This is a genomic window from Paracoccus sp. SCSIO 75233, assembly GCF_027912675.1.
Classification (GTDB): domain Bacteria; phylum Pseudomonadota; class Alphaproteobacteria; order Rhodobacterales; family Rhodobacteraceae; genus Paracoccus.
On record NZ_CP115757.1, the window covers coordinates 1,866,745 to 1,886,828 of the forward strand.

Annotated in this window: 18 protein-coding genes; 4 read left to right on the forward strand and 14 right to left on the reverse strand. The window is 64.5% G+C overall.

Translation table 11 applies throughout. From position 1 onward, the window contains the following. Position 1: 1 nt before the first annotated feature. The 5 genes from PAF12_RS09045 to acs form a co-directional block, all read right to left on the reverse strand. Positions 2 to 505, reverse strand: a complete 504-nt coding sequence (locus PAF12_RS09045; protein ID WP_271106609.1) for a hypothetical protein — start codon at positions 503 to 505, stop codon at positions 2 to 4. Beyond that, the gene (locus tag PAF12_RS09050; RefSeq protein ID WP_271106610.1) at positions 502 to 2,313 is read right to left on the reverse strand and encodes a DUF294 nucleotidyltransferase-like domain-containing protein; all 1,812 of its coding nucleotides are present in this window, start codon (positions 2,311 to 2,313) and stop codon (positions 502 to 504) included. Before PAF12_RS09050 ends, PAF12_RS09045 begins: the two co-directional genes overlap by 4 nt. 60 nt (positions 2,314 to 2,373) lie before the next feature. Next, entirely contained in the window at positions 2,374 to 4,182 is a 1,809-nt protein-coding gene (locus PAF12_RS09055; protein WP_271106611.1) for a sodium:solute symporter family protein, read from the reverse strand. A 1-nt stretch (position 4,183) separates the two neighbouring features. Further along, positions 4,184 to 4,441 carry a DUF4212 domain-containing protein gene (locus PAF12_RS09060; protein WP_271106612.1) on the reverse strand — a complete coding sequence of 86 codons (258 nt, stop codon included), beginning with the start codon at positions 4,439 to 4,441 and terminating at the stop codon, positions 4,184 to 4,186. A 102-nt stretch (positions 4,442 to 4,543) separates the two neighbouring features. Beyond that, a complete protein-coding gene (gene acs, locus PAF12_RS09065) occupies positions 4,544 to 6,499 on the reverse strand; it encodes an acetate--CoA ligase (RefSeq protein ID WP_271106613.1) in 1,956 nt (651 codons plus the stop codon). A gap of 230 nt (positions 6,500 to 6,729) precedes the next feature. On the opposite strand from acs, the gene PAF12_RS09070 reads away from it, so the two are divergent. Beyond that, entirely contained in the window at positions 6,730 to 7,224 is a 495-nt protein-coding gene (locus PAF12_RS09070) for a pyridoxamine 5-phosphate oxidase (RefSeq protein ID WP_271106614.1), read from the forward strand. A 28-nt stretch (positions 7,225 to 7,252) separates the two neighbouring features. On the opposite strand, the gene PAF12_RS09075 is transcribed toward PAF12_RS09070, so the two are convergent. Together PAF12_RS09075 and PAF12_RS09080 are read right to left on the reverse strand one after the other, a co-directional pair. Continuing rightward, positions 7,253 to 9,541 carry a glycosyl hydrolase family 28-related protein gene (locus PAF12_RS09075; protein WP_271106615.1) on the reverse strand — a complete coding sequence of 763 codons (2,289 nt, stop codon included), beginning with the start codon at positions 9,539 to 9,541 and terminating at the stop codon, positions 7,253 to 7,255. A gap of 121 nt (positions 9,542 to 9,662) precedes the next feature. Then, positions 9,663 to 11,246 carry a lysine--tRNA ligase gene (locus tag PAF12_RS09080; protein WP_271109680.1) on the reverse strand — a complete coding sequence of 528 codons (1,584 nt, stop codon included), beginning with the start codon at positions 11,244 to 11,246 and terminating at the stop codon, positions 9,663 to 9,665. A gap of 89 nt (positions 11,247 to 11,335) precedes the next feature. On the opposite strand from PAF12_RS09080, the gene PAF12_RS09085 reads away from it, so the two are divergent. Further along, positions 11,336 to 11,758 carry a tellurite resistance TerB family protein gene (locus PAF12_RS09085; protein WP_271106616.1) on the forward strand — a complete coding sequence of 141 codons (423 nt, stop codon included), beginning with the start codon at positions 11,336 to 11,338 and terminating at the stop codon, positions 11,756 to 11,758. Here the strand turns inward: PAF12_RS09085 and PAF12_RS09090 are convergent. From PAF12_RS09090 to PAF12_RS09105, 4 genes are all read right to left on the reverse strand, one after another. Beyond that, positions 11,755 to 13,191, reverse strand: a complete 1,437-nt coding sequence (locus PAF12_RS09090) for a D-alanyl-D-alanine carboxypeptidase (RefSeq protein ID WP_271106617.1) — start codon at positions 13,189 to 13,191, stop codon at positions 11,755 to 11,757. The two genes, PAF12_RS09085 and PAF12_RS09090, sit on opposite strands and share 4 nt — an antisense overlap. Continuing rightward, positions 13,188 to 13,889 (reverse strand): NUDIX domain-containing protein, encoded by a 702-nt coding sequence (locus PAF12_RS09095; RefSeq protein WP_271106618.1) that lies wholly within the window; start codon positions 13,887 to 13,889, stop codon positions 13,188 to 13,190. Before PAF12_RS09095 ends, PAF12_RS09090 begins: the two co-directional genes overlap by 4 nt. Next, positions 13,886 to 14,290, reverse strand: coding sequence for a DUF983 domain-containing protein (locus tag PAF12_RS09100; RefSeq protein WP_271106619.1), 405 nt, complete (start codon positions 14,288 to 14,290; stop codon positions 13,886 to 13,888). The genes PAF12_RS09095 and PAF12_RS09100 overlap by 4 nt, the downstream gene beginning before the upstream one ends. Positions 14,291 to 14,390: 100 nt before the next feature. After that, positions 14,391 to 15,725, reverse strand: a complete 1,335-nt coding sequence (locus tag PAF12_RS09105; protein WP_271106620.1) for a diguanylate cyclase — start codon at positions 15,723 to 15,725, stop codon at positions 14,391 to 14,393. A 78-nt stretch (positions 15,726 to 15,803) separates the two neighbouring features. Here PAF12_RS09105 and PAF12_RS09110 point away from each other — a divergent pair, with 78 nt between their 5' ends. Beyond that, positions 15,804 to 16,070 (forward strand): DUF3572 family protein, encoded by a 267-nt coding sequence (locus PAF12_RS09110; protein ID WP_271106621.1) that lies wholly within the window; start codon positions 15,804 to 15,806, stop codon positions 16,068 to 16,070. A gap of 108 nt (positions 16,071 to 16,178) precedes the next feature. Then, positions 16,179 to 16,796 (forward strand): nicotinate-nucleotide adenylyltransferase, encoded by a 618-nt coding sequence (locus tag PAF12_RS09115; RefSeq protein WP_271106622.1) that lies wholly within the window; start codon positions 16,179 to 16,181, stop codon positions 16,794 to 16,796. On the opposite strand, the gene PAF12_RS09120 is transcribed toward PAF12_RS09115, so the two are convergent. The 3 genes from PAF12_RS09120 to PAF12_RS09130 form a co-directional block, all read right to left on the reverse strand. Beyond that, entirely contained in the window at positions 16,793 to 17,563 is a 771-nt protein-coding gene (locus tag PAF12_RS09120; protein ID WP_271106623.1) for an enoyl-CoA hydratase-related protein, read from the reverse strand. The two genes, PAF12_RS09115 and PAF12_RS09120, sit on opposite strands and share 4 nt — an antisense overlap. A gap of 65 nt (positions 17,564 to 17,628) precedes the next feature. Further along, positions 17,629 to 18,084 (reverse strand): cytochrome c-type biogenesis protein, encoded by a 456-nt coding sequence (locus tag PAF12_RS09125; protein WP_271106624.1) that lies wholly within the window; start codon positions 18,082 to 18,084, stop codon positions 17,629 to 17,631. Then, positions 18,081 to 20,039, reverse strand: a complete 1,959-nt coding sequence (locus PAF12_RS09130) for a heme lyase CcmF/NrfE family subunit (protein ID WP_271106625.1) — start codon at positions 20,037 to 20,039, stop codon at positions 18,081 to 18,083. Before PAF12_RS09130 ends, PAF12_RS09125 begins: the two co-directional genes overlap by 4 nt. Positions 20,040 to 20,084 lie beyond the last annotated feature (45 nt).

The window sequence follows — 20,084 nt, forward strand, 5'->3', positions numbered from 1 at the left end:
CTCATCCCCCCGAACAGATCGCCGCAAAGGCCGGATCGCCCGCCGCCGCGTCCTGCCAGTCGCCATTGGGCGCACGGGTGCGGCCGCCCGCGCAATCCACCCCCTGTTCAACCGTCACGCTGCGCTTCCAGCGTTCGACAAGGATTACCGGCACGATCTGCGCCCCGTCCTGCCCTTCGCGCACGGCGTCAGGGTCGATCAAGGCAAGGCGGGAGGTCGGGGCGACCAGAAAGGTCCACGGCCTCAGCCCGCTGCGCCCGGTGCCTTCGCTGACCACCTGAACCCGCTCCGGCAATTGCGCCTTCACCCGGCTGGCCCAGCTATATTCGTTCCATGTCGCATAGATCAGCATCGAGGCACCGATCCCCGCCGGCAAAACCCAGCCCGGCAGCGGACGCCCGGCCGCGCGCAGCGCATGGGTCAGCGCATAAAGCAGCGCCGCCGCACCGATGGCGACCGCAAAGACGCCCAGAAGATCGCCGCCCACGCCGCTTAACTGGTTCATGACAACATCCCTTTCCCCTGACCCAAGGCCGACTGCATCGAACGCACCACGACAAAGGCATCGCGCAGATGGCTGCGCTCGAAATCCGGCAGATCGGCGGGGGACAGGAAATTATCCGGCTTCCGCCCCGCCCGGACCAGTGCGGCCTGATTTTCCAGCCGCAGCGTCTGGATCAGATCGTAAGCCGCAATAAGATCGCGCGCGCCGCTGCCAGAGATGACGCCGCGATCCTCCGCCGCCTCCAGCCGGGCGCGCGTGTTGACCGGGCTCAGCCGCCCTTTCAGCGCATAGACCCGCGCCAGATCGGCGACCGGCACCACGCCGTTCATCTTCATGTCGATATGGCCCTGATGCTGGCCCGAGCGGATGGTGGCGAACCCCCGGATCAGCCCCAGCGGCGGCTGATGTTTCAGCGAATTGCCGATCATATGGGCCACGAAGATCGAATTCTTCGCCGCCATCTCCAGCGTCTCGGCCTGAAGCCCCGCCAGAAGTGCTCCATCCCCGCCAATCGCCCGCAGATCGAACATGACAGAGGCCAGCATCTGCGCCTCGGGCGAAGGCCGGTCGATCCAGCCGCGGAAATAATCGCGCCAGATATTGCGCGGCTGACGCCAGCGCGGATTGGTCGCCATCATATCGCCGGGGCAATAGACATATCCCGCCGCATTCAGCCCGTCGCTGACAAAGCGGGCGAGGTTTTCGTAATAGGGATCGGCAGGGTCCGCCCCGTCCGCGAGGATCAGGATATTGTCCTGATCCGACACGCCGGTCTGATCCTGCCGCCCCTGCGAGCCGCAAGCCGCCCACAGATACGGCGCAGGTGGCGGGCCAAGCTTCGCCTCCGCCATCGCCAGCAGGCGGCGCGTGACGGCATCGGCAATATCGGTGATCAACCGCGTCACCACCTCATGACGCTGATGGGCGGCGACAAGGCTGACCAGCAGATCCGGGATCCGCGCCGTCACCTCCGCCATCTGCGCCACATCGCTCGCCTGCGCAACGTCCCGGATCAGGATCGAACTCGACACCGCCTGAACCCGCGTCAGATCGGTCTGCGTGATCATGCCCACAAACCGCCCCGCCTCGACCACCGGCAAATGCCCGATCCGCCGCTCCATCATCGAATGCAGCACGTCAGAGCCGAGCGCCCCCGGCGGCAGCGAAACCGGATCGCGGGTCATGATTTCCGAGACCGGTGCGGCGCTGTCACGCCCCTCCGCCACCACCCGGTTCGACATATCGCGGATCGTGACCAGCCCGAGCAGCGCGTCATCCTCGCCCGTGATCCCCAGAGAGGAGACACCGGCATCGCGCATCATCCGCGCGGCCTCCGCAATCGTCGTCTCCGGCGCGGCGGAAACCGGCTTGCGGCCCAGCAGATCGGCGACCTTCAGCGTCGCAATATCCGCCCCGCCGCGCGCCGCCCCGCGACCCCGGCGGAAAAACCGCGCGAATGCGGCGGAGCTTTCCAGCAGCCCCTGAAACACCTCTGCGGGCAGCATCAGCACCGTGCCCGCCCGCGTCACCTTCGCCGTGGTCGCAGCCAGCCCGTCGGCCAGCAAGCCCCGCTCCCCGAAACTGTTGCCACGCCCGAGGACAGAGACCAGACCGCCATTGCCGTCCGTCACCTCAACCCCGGCGCTTTCGATCAGATAAAGCCCATCAAGCGGCGCGCCGTGGGTGTAAACCACCTCGCCCGCCTGCCATTCCCTGCGGGCGAAGGAACCGGCCACACGGGCCAGCTCGTCCTCCGGCAGGGCGTCATAGGGATGAATGCTGGCGATGAAGTCCTGAACCCTGTCCATATCGTCCCCGCGAATAAGAATGCCGCGCCCCCGATTATGCAGGGGGCGCGACGATTTTTCCTAGTGATGCGTTGCCGCACCCGCGCCGCGCGGCACGCGGATCGATTCGACCAGCTCGACAATCTCCGCCGGCGGCTCCTCGGTCGCGTTGGACACGAAATAGGCCACGGCAAAGTTGATGATCGCACCGATCACCCCGAAGGAGGCGGGCGAGATCCCGAACAGCCAGTTCGCCGCCGTATCTTCAAGCATGTTGGTGCCGGCGATGAAGAGCCAGCCCTTATAGGTGAAGATATAGACCAGCGTTGACGCGATACCCGCGATCATGCCCCAGATCGCCCCCTGCTTGTTGATGCGGGTCGAGAAGATCCCCATCATCAGCACCGGGAAGATCGAGGACGCCGCAAGCCCGAAGGCCAGCGCCACGGTCTGCGCCGCAAAGCCCGGCGGGTTCAGCCCCAGAAGCGTCGCGACAAGGATCGACACCGCCATCGAGATACGGGCGGCGTTCAACTCGCCCTTCTCGCTGATATCGGGTGCCAGCCAGCCTTTGACGAGGTCATGCGACACAGCGCCGGAAATCGCCAGCAGCAGACCCGCCGCCGTCGACAGCGCCGCCGCCAAACCGCCCGCCGCCACGATGGCGATGACCCATCCCGGCAGGTTGGCGATTTCGGGGTTGGCCAGAACCATGATGTCGCGGTTGACCGTGGTCAGCTCGTTGCCTTGCAGACCCTGTTCCTCGATGGCCGCCGTCAGCGCTTCGCTTTCGCCGCCGTCATTATAGTACTGGATCAGCCCGTCGCCGTTCTTGTCCTCCCACTGGAGCAGCCCGGTGACCTGCCAGTTGCGCATCCACTGCTTGTCCTCATCGTTCTCGATGGATTCAAGCGATACGGCTGGCTGGCTGTAGGTCTCGCCCTCTGCCGCGCCCGGCCACATCGTCGTGGTCAGGTTGAAGCGCGACATCGCACCGACCGCCGGGGCGACCGTGTAAAGCAGCGCGATGAACACCAGTGCCCAACCCGCCGATTTCCGCGCATCCGCGACTTTCGGCACGGTGAAGAAGCGGATGATGACGTGAGGCAGACCGGCGGTCCCGATCATCAGCGCCAGCGTGAACAGCGCCATATCCAGCGTGCTGGTGTGGTGCGCCGTATACTCGCGGAAGCCCAGATCGGTCACGACCTGATCCAGCTTGGTCAGGAATTTCGTGTCCGTTCCGCTCAGCGTGCCGAACAGACCCGTCTGCGGCAGGAAATGCCCGGTCAGTTGCAGCGCGATGAAGATCGCCGGGATCGTGTAGGCCACGATCAGCACGACATATTGCGCCACCTGCGTATAGGTGATGCCCTTCATGCCGCCCAGAACCGCGTAGCAGAACACAAGTGCCGCACCGATCCACAGACCGGTGGAATTCGACACTTCCAGATAGCGCGAGAAGGTCACGCCCACCCCGGTCATCTGCCCGATAACGTAAGTAATCGAGATGATCAGCAGGCAGACAACGCCAATGATCCGTGCGGTTTTGGAATAGAAGCGGTCACCGATGAATTCCGGCACGGTGAACTTGCCGAATTTCCGCAAGTAAGGCGCCAGCAGCATCGCCAGCAGCACATAACCGCCGGTCCAGCCCATCAGATAGGTGGAGTTGTCATAGCCGGTAAAGGCAATCAGACCCGCCATGGAGATAAAGCTGGCCGCCGACATCCAGTCCGCTGCCGTCGCCATCCCGTTCATCACCGGGCTGACACCCCGGTTCGCGGCATAGAACTCGCTCGTCGATCCGGCGCGGGCATAGATCGCGATGCCGATATACAGCGCGAAGCTCAGCCCGATAAAGATCAGGTTAAGGGTATACTGGCTCATCTTATTCCTCCACCCCATGCTCACGGTCGAGATTGTTCATGCGCCACGCGTAAAAGAAGATCAGCACGATAAAGACGAGGATCGAGCCCTGCTGGGCGAACCAGAACCCCAGATCGGTGCCCCCGACGCTGATACCGCTCAGAAGCGGGCGGAAAATGATCGCGAAGCCGTAGGACACAAGCGCCCATATCGCGATACAGATCCAGATGATCCTCAGATTTGCACGCCAATAGGCGTTCGTTGATTGCTTGTCACTCATATCCCTTGGTCCCTCCCTGTGACAGGTCGTGCCGCCTGTGCTCCGCCATCCCGCGCGCGGCGGCTGCGCGCGGGTGGGATGAAAAGGTCTGGCTGGTTTGGCTCAGCCCCGGTTCATGCGGTTTTCGATCAGGTCCTCCACAACCTCCGGCTCCGCCAGCGTCGACGTATCGCCAAGGCTGCCGTAGTCGTTTTCAGCGATCTTGCGCAGGATGCGGCGCATGATCTTGCCCGAACGGGTCTTGGGCAGGCCCGGCGACCACTGGATCAGGTCCGGCTTGGCAATCGGGCCGATCTCCGTGCGGACCCAAGTCTCCAGCTCCTTGCGCAGCTCGTCGGTAGGCTCCACCCCGTTCATCAGCGTGACATAGGCATAGATGCCCTGCCCCTTGACCTGATGCGGATAGCCGACCACGGCCGCCTCTGCGACCTTGCTATGGGCGACAAGCGCGGATTCGACCTCCGCAGTGCCCATCCGGTGGCCGGAGACGTTGATGACGTCATCCACCCGGCCGGTGATCCAGTAATAGCCATCCGCATCCCGCGTGCAGCCATCGCCGGTGAAATAGTAGCCGGGATATTGCTGGAAATAGGTCTCCATGAAGCGCTGATGATCGCCCCAGACGGTGCGCATCTGCCCCGGCCAGCTATCGGCGATGCACAGCACGCCTTCCGCCGGATTGCCCTCCTGCACATCGGCGGATTCGGCGGCCAGAATTACCGGCTTCACCCCGAAGAAGGGCAGCGTCGCCGAACCGGGCTTGGCCTCGATGGCACCGGGTAGCGAGGTGATCATGTGCCCGCCCGTCTCCGTCTGCCACCAGGTATCGACAATGGGGCATTTCCCCTTGCCGACATTCTCATTGTACCAGTTCCACGCCTCCGGGTTGATCGGCTCCCCGACCGTGCCGAGAATGCGCAGGCTGGACAGGTCGTATTTCTCGACCCACTCCGCCCCCTGCCCCATCAGCGCCCGGATCGCCGTCGGCGCGGTGTAGAACTGGTTGACCTTGTGCTTCTCGCAGACCGCCCAGAAACGCCCCGCATCGGGATAGGTCGGCACGCCCTCGAACATCAGCGTGGTCGCGCCATTGGCCAGCGGGCCGTAAACGATATAGCTGTGGCCCGTGACCCAGCCTACATCCGCCGTACACCAGAAGATGTCGCCGTCCTTGTAGTCGAAGGTGTATTCATGCGTCATCGCCGCATAGACCAGATACCCGCCGGTCGAATGCACAACCCCCTTGGGTTTGCCGGTAGAGCCGGAGGTATACAGGATGAACAGCGGGTCTTCGGCATTCATCGGGCGCGGCGGACAATCCGGGCTGACCTCCTCCATCATCGCCAGCACGTCGACATCGCGGCCCTGAATCCAGGTCGTCTGATCGCCGGTATGCTTGACCACAAGGCAACGCACCCGGTCCGAGCAGTGGAGCAGGGCCGCATCCGCATTCGATTTCAGCGCCGTGCGCCGCCCGCCACGCGGCGCGGTATCGGCGGTAATCACCACCTTCGCGCCGCTGTCATTGATCCGGTTGGCCAGCGCATCGGGGGAAAAGCCGGCGAAAACGATGGAATGGATCGCCCCGATCCGCGCGCAGGCCAGCATCGCGTAAGCCGCCTCCGGGATCATCGGCAGGTAAATCACCACCCGGTCGCCGCGCATGACGCCCTGGCTCAACAGCACATTCGCCATCCGGTTCACCTTGTCGCTCAACTGGCGGTAGGTGATATGCTGCGCCTCGGCCTGCGGATCGTCCGGCTCGAAGATGATCGCGGTCTTGTTCCCGCGCTTGGCCAGATGCCGGTCCACACAGTTGACGCTGGCGTTCAGAACCCCGTCCTCGAACCATTTGATCGAGACATCGCCAAAGGTAAAATCGCTGTTCTTGACCTTGGTAAACGGCTCCATCCAGTCCAGCCGCTTCGCCTCACGCCTCCAGAAACCATCGGGGTCGCTGACCGATTCTTCATACATCCGGCGATAGTCGTCAGGCCCGGCATGTGCATCCTCGAACCCGGCCGGAATCGGATGTTTGGCAATGTTTTCAACAGACATATAAAGCTCCCCCAATCTCTCGTCGCGGCATCGTCACAGGCGAAAATCTTTCACCCCAGGCGCGATATCGACAGTTAATCACCGTTATAGGAACGCATAAAGTGCTTTCTTTAAAGGAAAATTTTGTAAATTCATTGACGGATTTATCTGGATATTTGTAAATATTTCACAAGATCGAGAGGTAAATCCGGGACTTGTCAGCGGGTTAAGCCTCGGGCAAAGCTGCGCTTATGATCAAAGACCCGATACAACCGACAGATGACGATGCCCGGCGCATCCTGCGCGATCTTTTGGCAGAGATGCAGCATGCCGTTCTGGCAGTGAATCCACCGGACAGCCCGTTTCCGCATCTGTCCCGCATCGCATTACAAGCTGATGACGACCGCACGCCGATGGCGCTGCTCTCCGGCCTCGCAACCCACACCCGGGTGCTGGCCCTCAACCCCCATGCCGGGCTGCTGATCGCGGCTCCCCCGGCCAAGGGCGATGCCATGACCCAGGCCCGGCTCAGCCTTCAGGTTATCGCGAAACAATTGCCGAATACCGGCCCCGAACACGCAGCCCGCCTGGAGATATGGGTCGGGCGCAATCCGAAAGCCAAGGTCTACGCGACCCTGCCCGATTTCCATTTCTGGCGGATGGAACCGCAGGCAGGGCTGCTCAATGCCGGTTTCGGAAAGGCTTATCACGTCACGGCGGCGGATCTGGCGAACCCCCCGGCCTGATCCGGCCGGGGGACATAGACAAGCCCGCTCAGTTCGGATCGTCCATCCGCGCCCGGATGACAACTTTTCCCTTCGCCGGTTTCGACCACTCCACCTGCACATTCGCCTTTTTCGCGCCCTGCCCGGTCCGAACCCAGGGCATTTCCGTGATCCGGCGGCCCGCGCCATCCTGTATCATCGAAACCGCCGTCACCGAATCCACCTGCTTCGCCCAGCCCTGAAACGGCAGATGCGCCGAAACTGGCACCACCCAACTCGCCTGCGCCCCGGCCTGCTGATGGGTGATCTGCACCGGGTTCGCGACATAGTCCCGCACACCGTTGAACGTGTTGCCCGCAAACAGGATATTGCGCATCCGCGAATAATCCAGATCCGCAAAGCTGGTATCTACCCGCTCCACCCGCCGGATTTTCCCGCCGAGCGACAGGAACACGTTATCCGCCACCGTCAGCCCGTGAATATGATGCCCCTTCCCGTAGGGTTTCACCGACAGCCAGGCGAAATCCTGCAACACATTCTGCACCGTGAAGTGATTGCCGCTGATCGACAGCCCGCCGAAGGAATACTGGCTCGGCCCGAAATCCGGGTTCACCGCATATTCATTGGTCCACTCGATGACATTATTATCGATGTAATTCCCGGTGATCGCCATCTTGCAATGGGTCTGCGCAATGACCAGCCCCGGCACACGCTTGCCCGCGCTCTCATTATCGCCCTGAAACCAGTGATTTCCGACCAGCAGATGCCCGGCCCCCGCCGCCACCATGAAGGTGCCGAAGCGCACGAAACGGTTGTCGCGGATCTTCACGTCATTGGCGTTGACATTGATCGCCACCGTCTTGCGGTCCTGCGCGCGCAGCGTCATTTCAGAGGACAGGAACTGGCAGCGATCGACCAGCAGATCCTGACAGCCCCGCCCGACCGAGGTGATCCCGCGCGCCCCCGGCCCGGTGATGAAGCAATCGCGCACATGGAACATCTGCCCCTGCGCAGGCAGCATCAGGAAACTGCCGATCCCGTTCAGCGAAAACTCGATATCCGCGAAGTTGATCCGGGCGCAGTTCTCCATACCCAGAAAATCGAACGCATAGCGGAACCGCTCGAAACGATAGCTCCGCATCCCGGAACCGCCGTAAAGCGGCTGCGACAAGGTCACCGTCCCAGCGCCGATATTCTTCGCCTTCACATAGATCTCACGCCCGACACCCGGCCCGGTCACCAGACTGCCAACCTCGATATTGGCGACGTCCGCCACCTCGGTCAGCCGGTCGCGCTGCCCCACGTCATAGCGCGCCCGCGACGTCACCACCTTGCTGCGCCACGCCGGCCCGTCCTTCACGTCGATCCAGCCATTGCTGATGACCCGGCGGCTGGTGAAGCTGGTGACACCCGGCGCGATCTCCGTCATCACCAGCGGCTCGGCCAGCGAAATCTTGCGCCCGCACAGATCCAGCGTGGCGTGATCGCTGTAACCCAGCAGCGCCTGCATCGCGCGTTTCAGCGCCTCGGTTTCGTCCCCGAACGCCTCCAGATAGCTCGCATAGGTAAACGATCCCATCAGCGTCAACCGCGCCGCACGCGGCATGCTCAGCGTGCCGGTAAAACGCACCGCCGATTTCAGCGTCAGGTCCGAACCGATCCGGTACACCCCGTCCGGCACCACCAGAACCCGGCCCTTCGCCGCCTCATCCGCAGCCAGAAACGCCGCCCTGTCATCGGTCTTGCCGTCACCTTTCGCGCCGAAATCGCGCAGATCAACCAGATCCATCATCTCGCGCAGAAACTGCGCGGTCACATCCTCGATGCGGATCGACTCGATGCGCACCGTCCCGCCATTCGCGCCGAGAAGGTCCAGACCGAAATGCCCGTAAACCGGCGCGGTCCCCCAGACCAGATCGACGCCATCGCGCGCGCCGCTGCCGACAACCGCGCTGATCTCCACCACCTTGCCGTAATCGCGCAGCGCCATCTGGGCAGAGACATCCGTCAACCCCGCCACACGCCGCCGCGACGAATCACCCGCCCAGCCCGCAATCCGCAGCGCAGGCTTCGGCCCCGCAACCGCCTTCACCCGCGCGGAGATGCGCAGATACCGGCCCGGCAGAACCGGCGTCTCGCCCATGAAGCGCAGGCGGGTGACATCCTCGGCCTTGGTTATCTCCAGACAAGTGCCGAAATCCGGGTCCGCCGCGACCACCGTCGCGTTTGGCTGCCCGGCCCAGACGGCACTGCCCGGCGTGCCGTATTCCCGCGACCATTGCGACAGACCGGCGGCGAAAGACGGCGGCGACAGCAAGTCGGTTGCAGCGATATTCATAGGCGTTCTCCCCTGATCTGCGCCGCAAGATGCGGTCGCGAAAACATGGGGAAAATCTGCCTCAGCCGGGTTAATCCGGCTTTAACCTACCGCGCGTTGCACCGGCCCTGCCGCGCAACATCTAGGCAGTGACAAGTTCACCACTTAGCGCCCGGTCGATCAGCTCGCGGGTTTCCTCGATCCCGTAAAGCGCGATGAACCCGCCAAAGCGCGGCCCCTGATCGGCGCCCAGCAACACCTGATACAGCGCCTGAAACCACGCCCTGAGCGGCTCGAACCCGTGATCCTTGCCGACGGCGAAAACCATGCTTTGCAGTTCCTCGGCATCCGCGGGCGCGTCCCACGCCGCCAAGCGTTGCCCCAGATCCTCGATCGCCGCGCGCTCCTTCTCGTCGGGGGCGCGGAAGACACGGTTCGGGGCGACGAAATCGGCGAAATATTTCACCGCATAACCTGCCGCTTCATCAAGCTGCGGATGCGTCTCGGGCGAGGCTTCTGGCGCATAGCGGCGGATGAACCCCCACAGCCCGTCCTTATCCTTCGCCCCAGCGACGGAGGCGAGGTTCAGCAGCATCGCGAACGGCACCACCATATCCGATGCCGGCACCTGCCCGCGATGAATGTGATAGACCGGATTGGCCAGTTGCTGCTCCGGCGTCTGCTCCGGGTAAGCCCGCAATTGCTGGTGATACTCATCAACCGCCTTGGGGATGACATCCCACCAAAGCCGCTTGGCGGTTTTGGGTTTCTGATACATGAAATAGGACAGGCTCTCAGTCGCGGCATAGGTCAGCCACTCATCAATCGACAACCCGTTGCCCTTGGATTTGCTTATCTTCTGCCCCTTATCGTCAAGGAACAGCTCATAAGTGAAATGCTCCGGCTTACGCCCGCCCAGCACCTGGCAAATACCGTCATAGATCGGCGTATTGGTGCTGTGATCCTTGCCGTACATCTCGAAATCGACATCGAGCGCAGCCCAGCGGGCCCCGAAATCCGGCTTCCATTGCAGCTTCACCTGCCCGCCAGTGACCGGCAGCACCCATTCGCGCCCGTCCTCGTCGTCAAAGGCGATCTCACCCTTTGCGGCATCGACATGCTTGATCGGCACATACAGCACGCGGCCCGTTTCAGGGTGGATCGGCAGGAAGCAGCTATAGCTTTGCTGACGCTCCTCCCGCAGGCTGGCCAGCATGATCTTCATGATCTCGTCATAGCGCTCCGCCGCCTTCAGCAAGGTCGGATCGAACGCCCCGGATTTGTAAAATTCGGTCGCGGACATGAACTCGTACTCGAACCCGAACGTGTCCAGAAACCGCCGCAGCATGGCGTTGTTGTGGTCGCCGAAGCTGGGATATTCACCGAACGGATCGGGCACCGATGTCAGTGGCTTTTGCAGATTCTCGTGCAGCAATTCCTGCTGCGGCACGTTCTCCGGCACTTTCCGCATCCCGTCCATATCGTCCGAGAAACAGATCAGCTTGGTCGGGATGTCCGAAATCACCTCAAAGGCGCGGCGGATCATCGTCGTCCGCGCGACCTCGCCAAAAGTGCCGATATGCGGCAGGCCGGAGGGGCCGTACCCTGTTTCGAACAGCACGAAACCCTTTTCCGGCGCTTTCTTTTCATAGCGTTTCAGCAACCGGCGCGCCTCTTCAAAAGGCCAGGCCTTGGAAGTCATCGCGGCATCGCGCAGGGTTGTCATCATCATATCTCCTGAAAGCGTCGCTGGCGGCTTATTGAAAGCCTCACGTATCGTCAATATTCTTGGGTCAGACAACAAGGACTGCTTTCGTGACTATTGATCTACCGTCTTTCTCTCCCTGTGACGCGCTTGTCGCGGTCATGGTCGCCGTTTCGGCATCCGATTCCAACATGCGCACATCCGAATTGCTGGCGATTGAGCGGATCGTGGACCATATGCCGATCTTCGCCGAATACGATGTCGACCGCATCCGGCCGGTCTCGCAATCGGTGATTTCGCTGTTCAGCGAGGAGGACGGGCTGGACGCGCTCTTCGGCCTCATCCGCGACGCGCTGCCCGAACGGCTGTATGAGACCGCCTATGCGCTGTCCTGCGATGTCGCCGCCGCCGATGGCCGCCTGCCGGATGACGAGGCGGAGATGCTGCGCGAAATCCGCTATCAGCTCAATATCAGCCGCCTCCACGCCGCCGCGATCGAGCTGTCCGCGCAGATGCGCCACCGCGTCCTTTAACCGTAGCGCCGCACCCAGCTATCGGTGAGCTGCTGTTGCAGATATTTCGCCCGGTACGTCCATGTCACAACGCCGGAGGGCAGTTCCTGCCCTTCGCTTGCGGCGCGGCGCGGCATGTCGTTGACATAGATCGCGAAAATCACCTCGCCATAGCCGGGCAGACTGCCATAGCCCGCCAGGTTGGAGACGAAATTCAGCGTCCCGGTCTTGGCCTCCAGCCGCAGATCGCCCGGCGCGGCGCGTCCCCGTGCATCCTGCAAGCCGACATGTTTCATATAGGACCGCAGCCCCGCCGCCTGCCCCGGCCCGCTGATGATCTGCGCCATGACCCGCGCCGTCAGCCGCGTTTCGGGCGACATGCCGGAGTGATCGCGCAGATCCAGCCCGTCGAAGCCCTGATCCTCGAACCAGCTTTGCATCGCGGCGGCAGAGGCGATCAGATCGCGCGCACCGCTCGCATGCAGCCCGACCACCTCCGCCGTCAGATTGGTCGAATATTCCATCATCCCGCGCAGGATCTCGCTCAGCGGCGGGCTGTCGATCCCGGTCACCTCCGTCGCAGCTTCGGGCAGCGCCTCGATGACCTCCGGTGCGGGCAGCACCAGACCACGCGCCCGGCACAGCGTCTGGAACACGTCGCCCGCATAGATTTCCGGCGCGCGGACCGGCAGCCAGCGGCTGCCCGCACGCCGCATCGCCGTCCGGTTCACCTGCCAGATTTCGCGCGCGCCCTCCATGCGCCAAGCAAAGATCGGCCCGCCCGCGACCGGCACCGCGCTGACCGTATAGGCGCGCGGGCTGTTCGCCGCCGCCCGCGCCTCCAATGACAGGCCCGCCCCGCCCGCCTGCCAGCCCAGATGCACGCGGTTGAAATTCAGCATCATCCCCGAAACAGCGGGGTTATAGGCCAGATAATCGGCCTGCGCGGGCGAGATTTCGTCGATCTTCGGCAAGGTCCCGCCCCAGACCGCAAAGCGGGCGGGACTGCCATGCCCGGTCGCGACCAGCAGATCGGCAAGTTCCGCCAGCCCGTCCGTATCCAGCACCGGATCGCCGCCACCGGCCAGCACCAGCATATCGCCTAGCCGCATCACCCGCGTCCGAAACCGCCGCGACGCGCCAAGCCGGTCCAGCGCATATAGCGTGGTCAGCACCTTCAGCGTGCTGGCAGGCGCCACCGGGCGATCCGCGCCCAGCCCCTCCAGCAGCTTGCCGTCGCGGTCGAATACGGCGTAATCGACCTCCGCCCCGGCGAGCCCTGCCTCCGCGATCAGGCGGCCCGGTCTTGGCGGCGGCTTGCGGGGCGGCGGCATGGCAAGCGCCGGGTCGAACGCCTCCGCCCGCGCCATGCCGCCAGCGGACAGGCCCGCCCCGGCCATGCCGATCAGCCCGGCCAGAACCTGCCGGCGGGCAATTCCGCTGTGCGGCCTCACCCTTCGGCGCCGATCTGGATAAAGCGGGATCGGTCGCCGCGATTGTCGAAAAACGGCACGCTCTCCGGCGCGACCAGCGGGCCATCGCCCGCCGCGCGGACCACGGCGGCGCATTCGGCCAGAACCACCTCGGTGATAAAGGGCAGATGCAGCGCCCGCGCCTCTGCCATCGGCACCCATTGCAGATGCGACAGCTCATCGCAGGCGCGCGAGAAATCATCGGCATCGCCCACGATCCGGCTGGCATCGGCCATGAAGAACCGCGCATCGAAGCGGCGCGGACGCCCCGGCGGGGTGACGGCGCGGAACACGAAATGCAGCGCGGAGGGATCGGGGACCAGCCCCGCCTCTGCATAGCCCGGCAGCGCGCATTGCCCCTTCTGGCCGATCAGCAGCCCGGTTTCTTCCGCCAGTTCCCGCAGGGCTGCGGCGAGGATCTGGCGCGGCGTCACCGCGCTGCCCTCACGCGGCTCGATCAGCAGACGGCGCGCGGTCAGTGGTTCCGGGTCCGAGGCCAGCGGGACAGCCGCATCCTCGGCATCGACAGCGCCGCCCGGAAAGACGAATTTCGACGGCATGAACGCGGCCTTGGCCCCCCGCATCCCGACCAGCACCGCCGGGGCGGGCCCGTCACGGCGCACGAGGATCAGCGTCGCCGCATCGCGCAGCGCGGACTTGTCGGGGGCAGCGGTCGTCATGAAGAGGCAGGCTCCGCATCCTCGCCGCCGAAGCCGTGCATCCGCCGCGCCCATTGCGCCCCGATCATCGCCCCCTTGATCAGCGGCAGAAAGGCAAGGCACAGCACGATTGCCCCCAGCGAGAACCAGATCAGCATGGAGACCGGCGAGGGCTGGAAGGTCAGAAACACCCACAGCAGCAACGGCGCGCCCAGATGCGAGACGAACAGGATCGTCAGATAGGCCGGCCCGTCATCGGCGCGCTGATGATGCATCGCCTCGCCGCAATTCGGGCAATGGTCACGAACCTTCAGATAGCCCTCGAACAGCGGTCCCTCGCCACAGGCGGGGCAGCGCCGCATGGCACCCCGGCGCATCGCTTGCCCGGTCGGGCGGTCGTCATCCTGCGCGGTCTCCGTCATCTGCCGACTCCTGTTATCGCGTCGGCCCGCAGGATAGAGGCTCCGGAGACCCGGTTCCAGCCTGAATTCCCAAACCGCAGTGCCCGCCCGTGATGCACGGCTATGCCACGCAAAGCTGCCGTGAGATCATGACCAGATTGCGCCCGGCGGATTTCGCCGCCAGCAGCGCGGAATCGGCGGTGCAGATCATGTCCTGACCGGAGCGCCACGCCCGCGTCGCCGCATCGCTGACCGCAACCCCGACAGAGACCGAGACCCGCAGATTGACCGCCCCCCGTGGCCCCGTGGTCCGGGTGACAAGCGCCGCGATCTCACCCCGGATCAGTTCGGCAAGCGAGATGGCGTCGGTCTCATCCGCGCCATTCAGCAGCACGGTGAATTCTTCGCCCCCATATCGCGCCACCCGGCCACACGGCCCGACAACGCGCGCCAATGTGCGGGCGACATTGCGGATGACAGCATCACCGGCCAGATGTCCCCAGCCATCGTTGATGTCCTTGAAACGGTCGATGTCGATCATCAGCAGCGCATAACGGTCATGGGCTTCGGCGGCGGCGGCGATCTCGGCGGCGATGCCGCGCCGGTTCATCAGCCCGGTCAGCGCATCCGCCGTCGCCAGTTGCCGCGCCAGCCGGTCCCGGCTTTGCCGCCGGGCCGCCTCGATCCCGCGCGCCGTCAGCCAGCCAAGGCGCGCGGCGAGGATCCCGGCACGGTCCGGCGCGGACAGCCCCGGTGACAGAACATCGGTCGCGCCGATATCCAGCGCCACGGCCTCCTGATCCGGGTCCGGCTGGCGTTGCAGGATCGCCAGTGCCGCACCCTGGCAATGCGCGCTCAGCCATGCCCGCAGATCGGCAAGATATTGCAGCGCCGCACTGCCCACTGCGGCGTCGATCATGATCAGCGCAAGCCCATCCGTCAGACCCGAGAAGTCATCGGCGGGCGAAAACACCTCCACCCGCAGCCCGGTCGCCTGCAGCACGGCGACGCTCCATTCAGCGGCGCGCGCCGCATCGCCCGAGACCAGAACGATCCGGTGCGGCTGCTCAAACGCCTCGTCACAAGCTGACATCTGCGACCACACACCGACCGGCACCGACAGCCAGCTGCGCAGCCGCGCCCGCAGCACCATGTCAGTGCAACGCGCATCCAGCGCATAATCGGCACCTGCCGCCAGCGCGACATCGGTCAGGCTTTCGTCGCAGATCGCGATGACCGGCGCTGCAGAGCGGCGATGGCGCAGTTGATCCAGCATTCCGGTCAGCTCGGCACGGTCACAGCCCATCAGCAGGATCGCGTCGAATTCGCCCGCGTCACAGCCCGGATCAGGCATGGCCGCGATCGCCTGAACCTCGTAATGCGCGGCGGTCAGCCGGTGTTTCAGCGCGAACCGCGAGGCCATATCCCGATCCACCAAAAGCAGCCTGCCCAGCATGATTCTCTTGCCTCTCACCGTTAACAGCTTCTAAATCACACGGATTTCTTAACAAAAACTTTCCGGGGTTCTGACGACATGGTCTCGCTCAATCGCGCGCATGAGCTGGCGGATAATCTGCTGCTGCATATTCTCGAAGACCCGGAGCTGCTGAGCAGCCTTCTGGGGCGCAGCGGGCTGGACCCATCAGAGCTTGGCACGGTGGTGAACGGACCCGGCGCGCATGAATTCGTGCTGGATTTCGTGGCCGAAAGCGACGAGCGGGTGATTGCCTGTGCCGAAGCCCTCGGCGTCAGCGCCAGCGAGATCGGCATGGCCGCGCGGCTGGTCAGCCGCCGCGATTGACGGATTTGCAAACCGCCGCGTCACGCAGCCGACACGAAAATGGCACAGCCCGGCGGGCGGCGATCACGATTGCTTGAGAAACCCGACGCGGCGTCCTAGACCGAAATCATGAAACAGGGTTTTCCACTCGCCGCCGCCGGTCAGCGGATCGGGCTTCTGGGGGGATCGTTCGATCCCGCCCATGAGGGCCATGTCCGCATCACCGACGAGGCGCTGAAAAGCTTCGGGCTGGACCGGGTCTGGTGGCTGGTGACGCCCGGCAACCCGCTGAAGGCGCGCGGGCCTGCGCCGCTTGCCGACCGGATCGCCTATGCGCGCGAGATCATGGACGATCCGCGCGTGACCGTCACCGGGATCGAGGCACATCTTGGCACCCGACTGACGGTGGAGACGATTGCCGCTTTGCAGACGATCTATCCCCGTGTCCGCTTCGTCTGGCTGATGGGGTCGGATAATCTGGTGCAGTTCGACAAATGGGACCGCTGGCAGGAGATCGCGGCGCGGGTGCCGCTTGGCGTGCTGGCGCGGCCCGGATCGCGGCTGGCGGCGCGGCGGTCGAAGGCGGCGCAGATCCTCGCCCGGTTCCGCCTGCCGGAGGCGGAGGCGCAGCGGCTGGGGTCCGCCGACGCGCCTGCATGGGTGATGGTCAATATGCCGATGTCCAACGCCTCATCGACCGCGATCCGCGCAGCCCGGCGGGGACGGAACGCGGCGCGGGAGGGTTAACGCCCGGTGAAGCGCGGCTTGCGCTTCTGAAGAAACGCCTGCACGCCTTCGCGGAAATCATCGCTGCGCCCCGCCTCACCCTGCAATTTCGCCTCCAGCTCAAGCTGGGTCGCAAAATCATTCGCCCCGGATTCGCGCACCGCCTGACGCACCGCGAGATAGGCGGAGGTTGGGCCGTCGGCCAGTTGCCTTGCGCGGGCCTGAACCGTTTCGACGAATTCATCCTCGGGCAGCGCCTCCCAGATCAGGCCCCAATCGGCGGCCTGCCTTGCCGGGATCTTGTCTGCAAACAGCATCGCACCCATAGCCCGCGCATTGCCGATCAGCCGGGGGACGATCCACGTTCCGCCCGCGTCGGGGATCAGCCCGATTTTTGTGAAAGCCTGCACGAAATAGGTGCTGTCGATGGCCATCACCACATCCGCCGCAAGCGCCAGATTGGCCCCGGCCCCGGCGGCGACACCGTTCACCGCCGCGATCACCGGCGCGCGGCAATGGGTCACGGCGCGCAGCATCGGTTCATATTCGCGGCGCAGCGTCGCTTCGATATCCGCCGCGGCCGAGGGATCGCCGAGATCCTGCCCCGAACAGAAAGCCGCACCCGCCCCCGTCATCACGACGCAGCGCGTATCGGTGGCGATGCCGTTCAAAGCCTGCGTGATCTCCGCCCGCATCTGCGTGCTGAGCGCGTTCATCACCTGCGGACGATTGAGCATCAGCGTGGCGATGCCGTCCTTTTCGGAAAATGTGATCGTGTCAAAAACCATGAGAACCCTCCTGCTCGGTGGCAGGATGCCCCGGTCGGGCAGCGGCGGAAACCCCCGTCGTTGCGTCAGTTGCGCATGATCTCGTCCAGCCGGGCCTGTTCTTCGGCGGAAAGCGGCGCGACATCATCGGCGCCGGGACTTCGCCTGCGGCTGCGGATGAAGCGCCAGCCGACCAGCAGGGCGAAGATCGCCATCAGCGGCCCGGCGAGATAGAGGATCAGATTGCCCCCTGTCGCACGGGGGGAGAAGAGTACGAACTCCCCGAAACGGTCGGTGACGGCGTCGATCACCTGCGCATTGCTGTCGCCCTCCACCAGCCGCTCGCGCACATAAAGACGCAGATCGCGGCTGATGGAGGCGTTGGATTCGTCGATCGTCTCGCCCTGACAAACCGGGCAGCGCAGCTCCTTGGAGATCTCGCGCGCCCGTGCCTCAAGCGCGGGATCGTCCAGCACCTCGTCGGGCTGCACGGCGAAGACCGGGCCGCAAAGCAGCAGCAGGATCACGATCAGACGTTTCATTCCGCAGACACCCCGGCCATGCGGCGCTTTTCGCCCGCTGCCACCCGCCAGCGGCGATCCGACAGGCTGACCAGCCCGCCAAGCGCCATCATCGCGCAGCCGAGCCAGATCCAGTTGGCAAAGGGCTTGATATAGCTGCGCACCGCCCAGCCGCCGCCCTCCTGCGGGTCGCCGATGACCAGATAGATGTCGCGGAACAGCCCGTTATCTATATCCGCCTCTGTCGTCGGCATGGCCTGCACCGGGTAGACCCGTTTTTCCGGCTGCAGCACCGCAACCGGGCGGCCATCGCGGGCGACGCTGAGCGTGGCCGTGGTCGACAGGTAATTCGGCCCCTGCACCTCCTCGACCGCATCGAGGGTGATGTCATAGCCCGCCACGGGGAAGGTCTCACCGATGCGGGCGGTTCGGATATCCTCCACCTGCCAGGCCATCAGGAGGCTGATGCCGATGAAGGCCACGCCCAGCCCGGAATGGGCCAGCGCCTTGCCCCAATCGGCGCGCGGCAGGCGACTGAGCCGGGAGAAGCCGGATTTGCCGGTGCGGAACCACAGCTCCGCTGCCGCGCCGAAGACCAGCCACGATCCCAGCCCGGCGCCGATCACCGCCAGCCCCGAGCGCCCGGTGGAGACGGCAAAGACCAGCAGCATGACAGCCAGCGTCAGCGCCAGCGCGCCGCGCAGGGGTTTGAGCGCGCGGCGGATATTGCCGCGCTTCCACGGGATGATCGCCCCAATGGGCAGGATCAGGGCAAGCGCCACCATGAACGGGGTGAAGGCTTTTTCGAAGAAGGGCGCCCCGACGGAGAGTTTCCGGTCGAACAGCATCTCCGCCACCAAAGGCCAGACCGTGCCGATGAACACCACGAAAGCCGCGACCGCCAGCAGGATATTGTTCAGCACCAAGGCCCCCTCGCGCGAGACCGGGGCAAACACGCCGCGGGCCTGCATGGCCGGGGCACGGGCGGCAAACAGCGTCAGCGCGCCGCCGACGAAAACGGCGAGGATGCCGAGGATGAACGTCCCCCGCGCCGGGTCGGAGGCGAAGCTGTGGACCGAGGTCAGCACGCCCGATCGGACGATGAATGTCCCGATCAGCGAGAAGCCGAACCCCATGATCGCCAGCAGGATGGTCCAGCTTTTCAGCACCTCGCGTTTCTCGACCACGATGGCGGAGTGGAGCAGTGCGGCGGCGAGCAGCCACGGCATGAAGCTGGCATTCTCGACCGGGTCCCAGAACCAGAACCCGCCCCAGCCAAGCTCGTAATACGCCCACCAGGAGCCGAGCGCGATGCCGATGGTCAGGAACATCCATGCCGCCAGCGTCCAGGGTCGGACCCAGCGGGCCCAGGCGGCGTCCACCCGCCCCTCCAGCAGCGCGGCGACGGCGAAGGAGAACGCCATGCTCAGCCCGACATAGCCGAGATAGAGGAATGGCGGATGGAACGCCAAACCGGGATCCTGAAGCAGCGGGTTCAGGTCGCGCCCGTCAAAGGGCGGCACGTCAATGCGGATAAAGGGGTTGGAGGTGAAGATGATGAAGGCGTAAAACGCCGCCCCGATGGAGGCCTGCACCCCCAGCACCCGCGCCCGCAGGCTGGGTGGCAGGTGGCTGCCGAACAGCGCCGCCGCCGCCCCGAACAGCGACAGGATCATCACCCAGAGCAGCATGGAGCCTTCATGATTGCCCCAGACGCCGGAGAATTTATACAGCATCGGCTTGGCGGAATGGGAGTTTTCGTAGACCAGCCGGACCGAGAAATCGGAGGTCACGAAAGCCACGGTCAGCGCCATGAAGGACAGCGCCACCAGCCCGAACTGCGCCACGGCAGCGGGGCGCGCGGCCTCCATCCAGGCGGGCCAGCCGCGCGCGGCGCCGATCAGCGGCACGATGGTCTGAAACAGCGATACGGCGAAGGCCAGTATCAGGGCGAAATGTCCGAGCTCGGCGATCATGGAAGACTCCCTTGCAACGTCAATCTAGCGCCCGCGCGCGGCAGA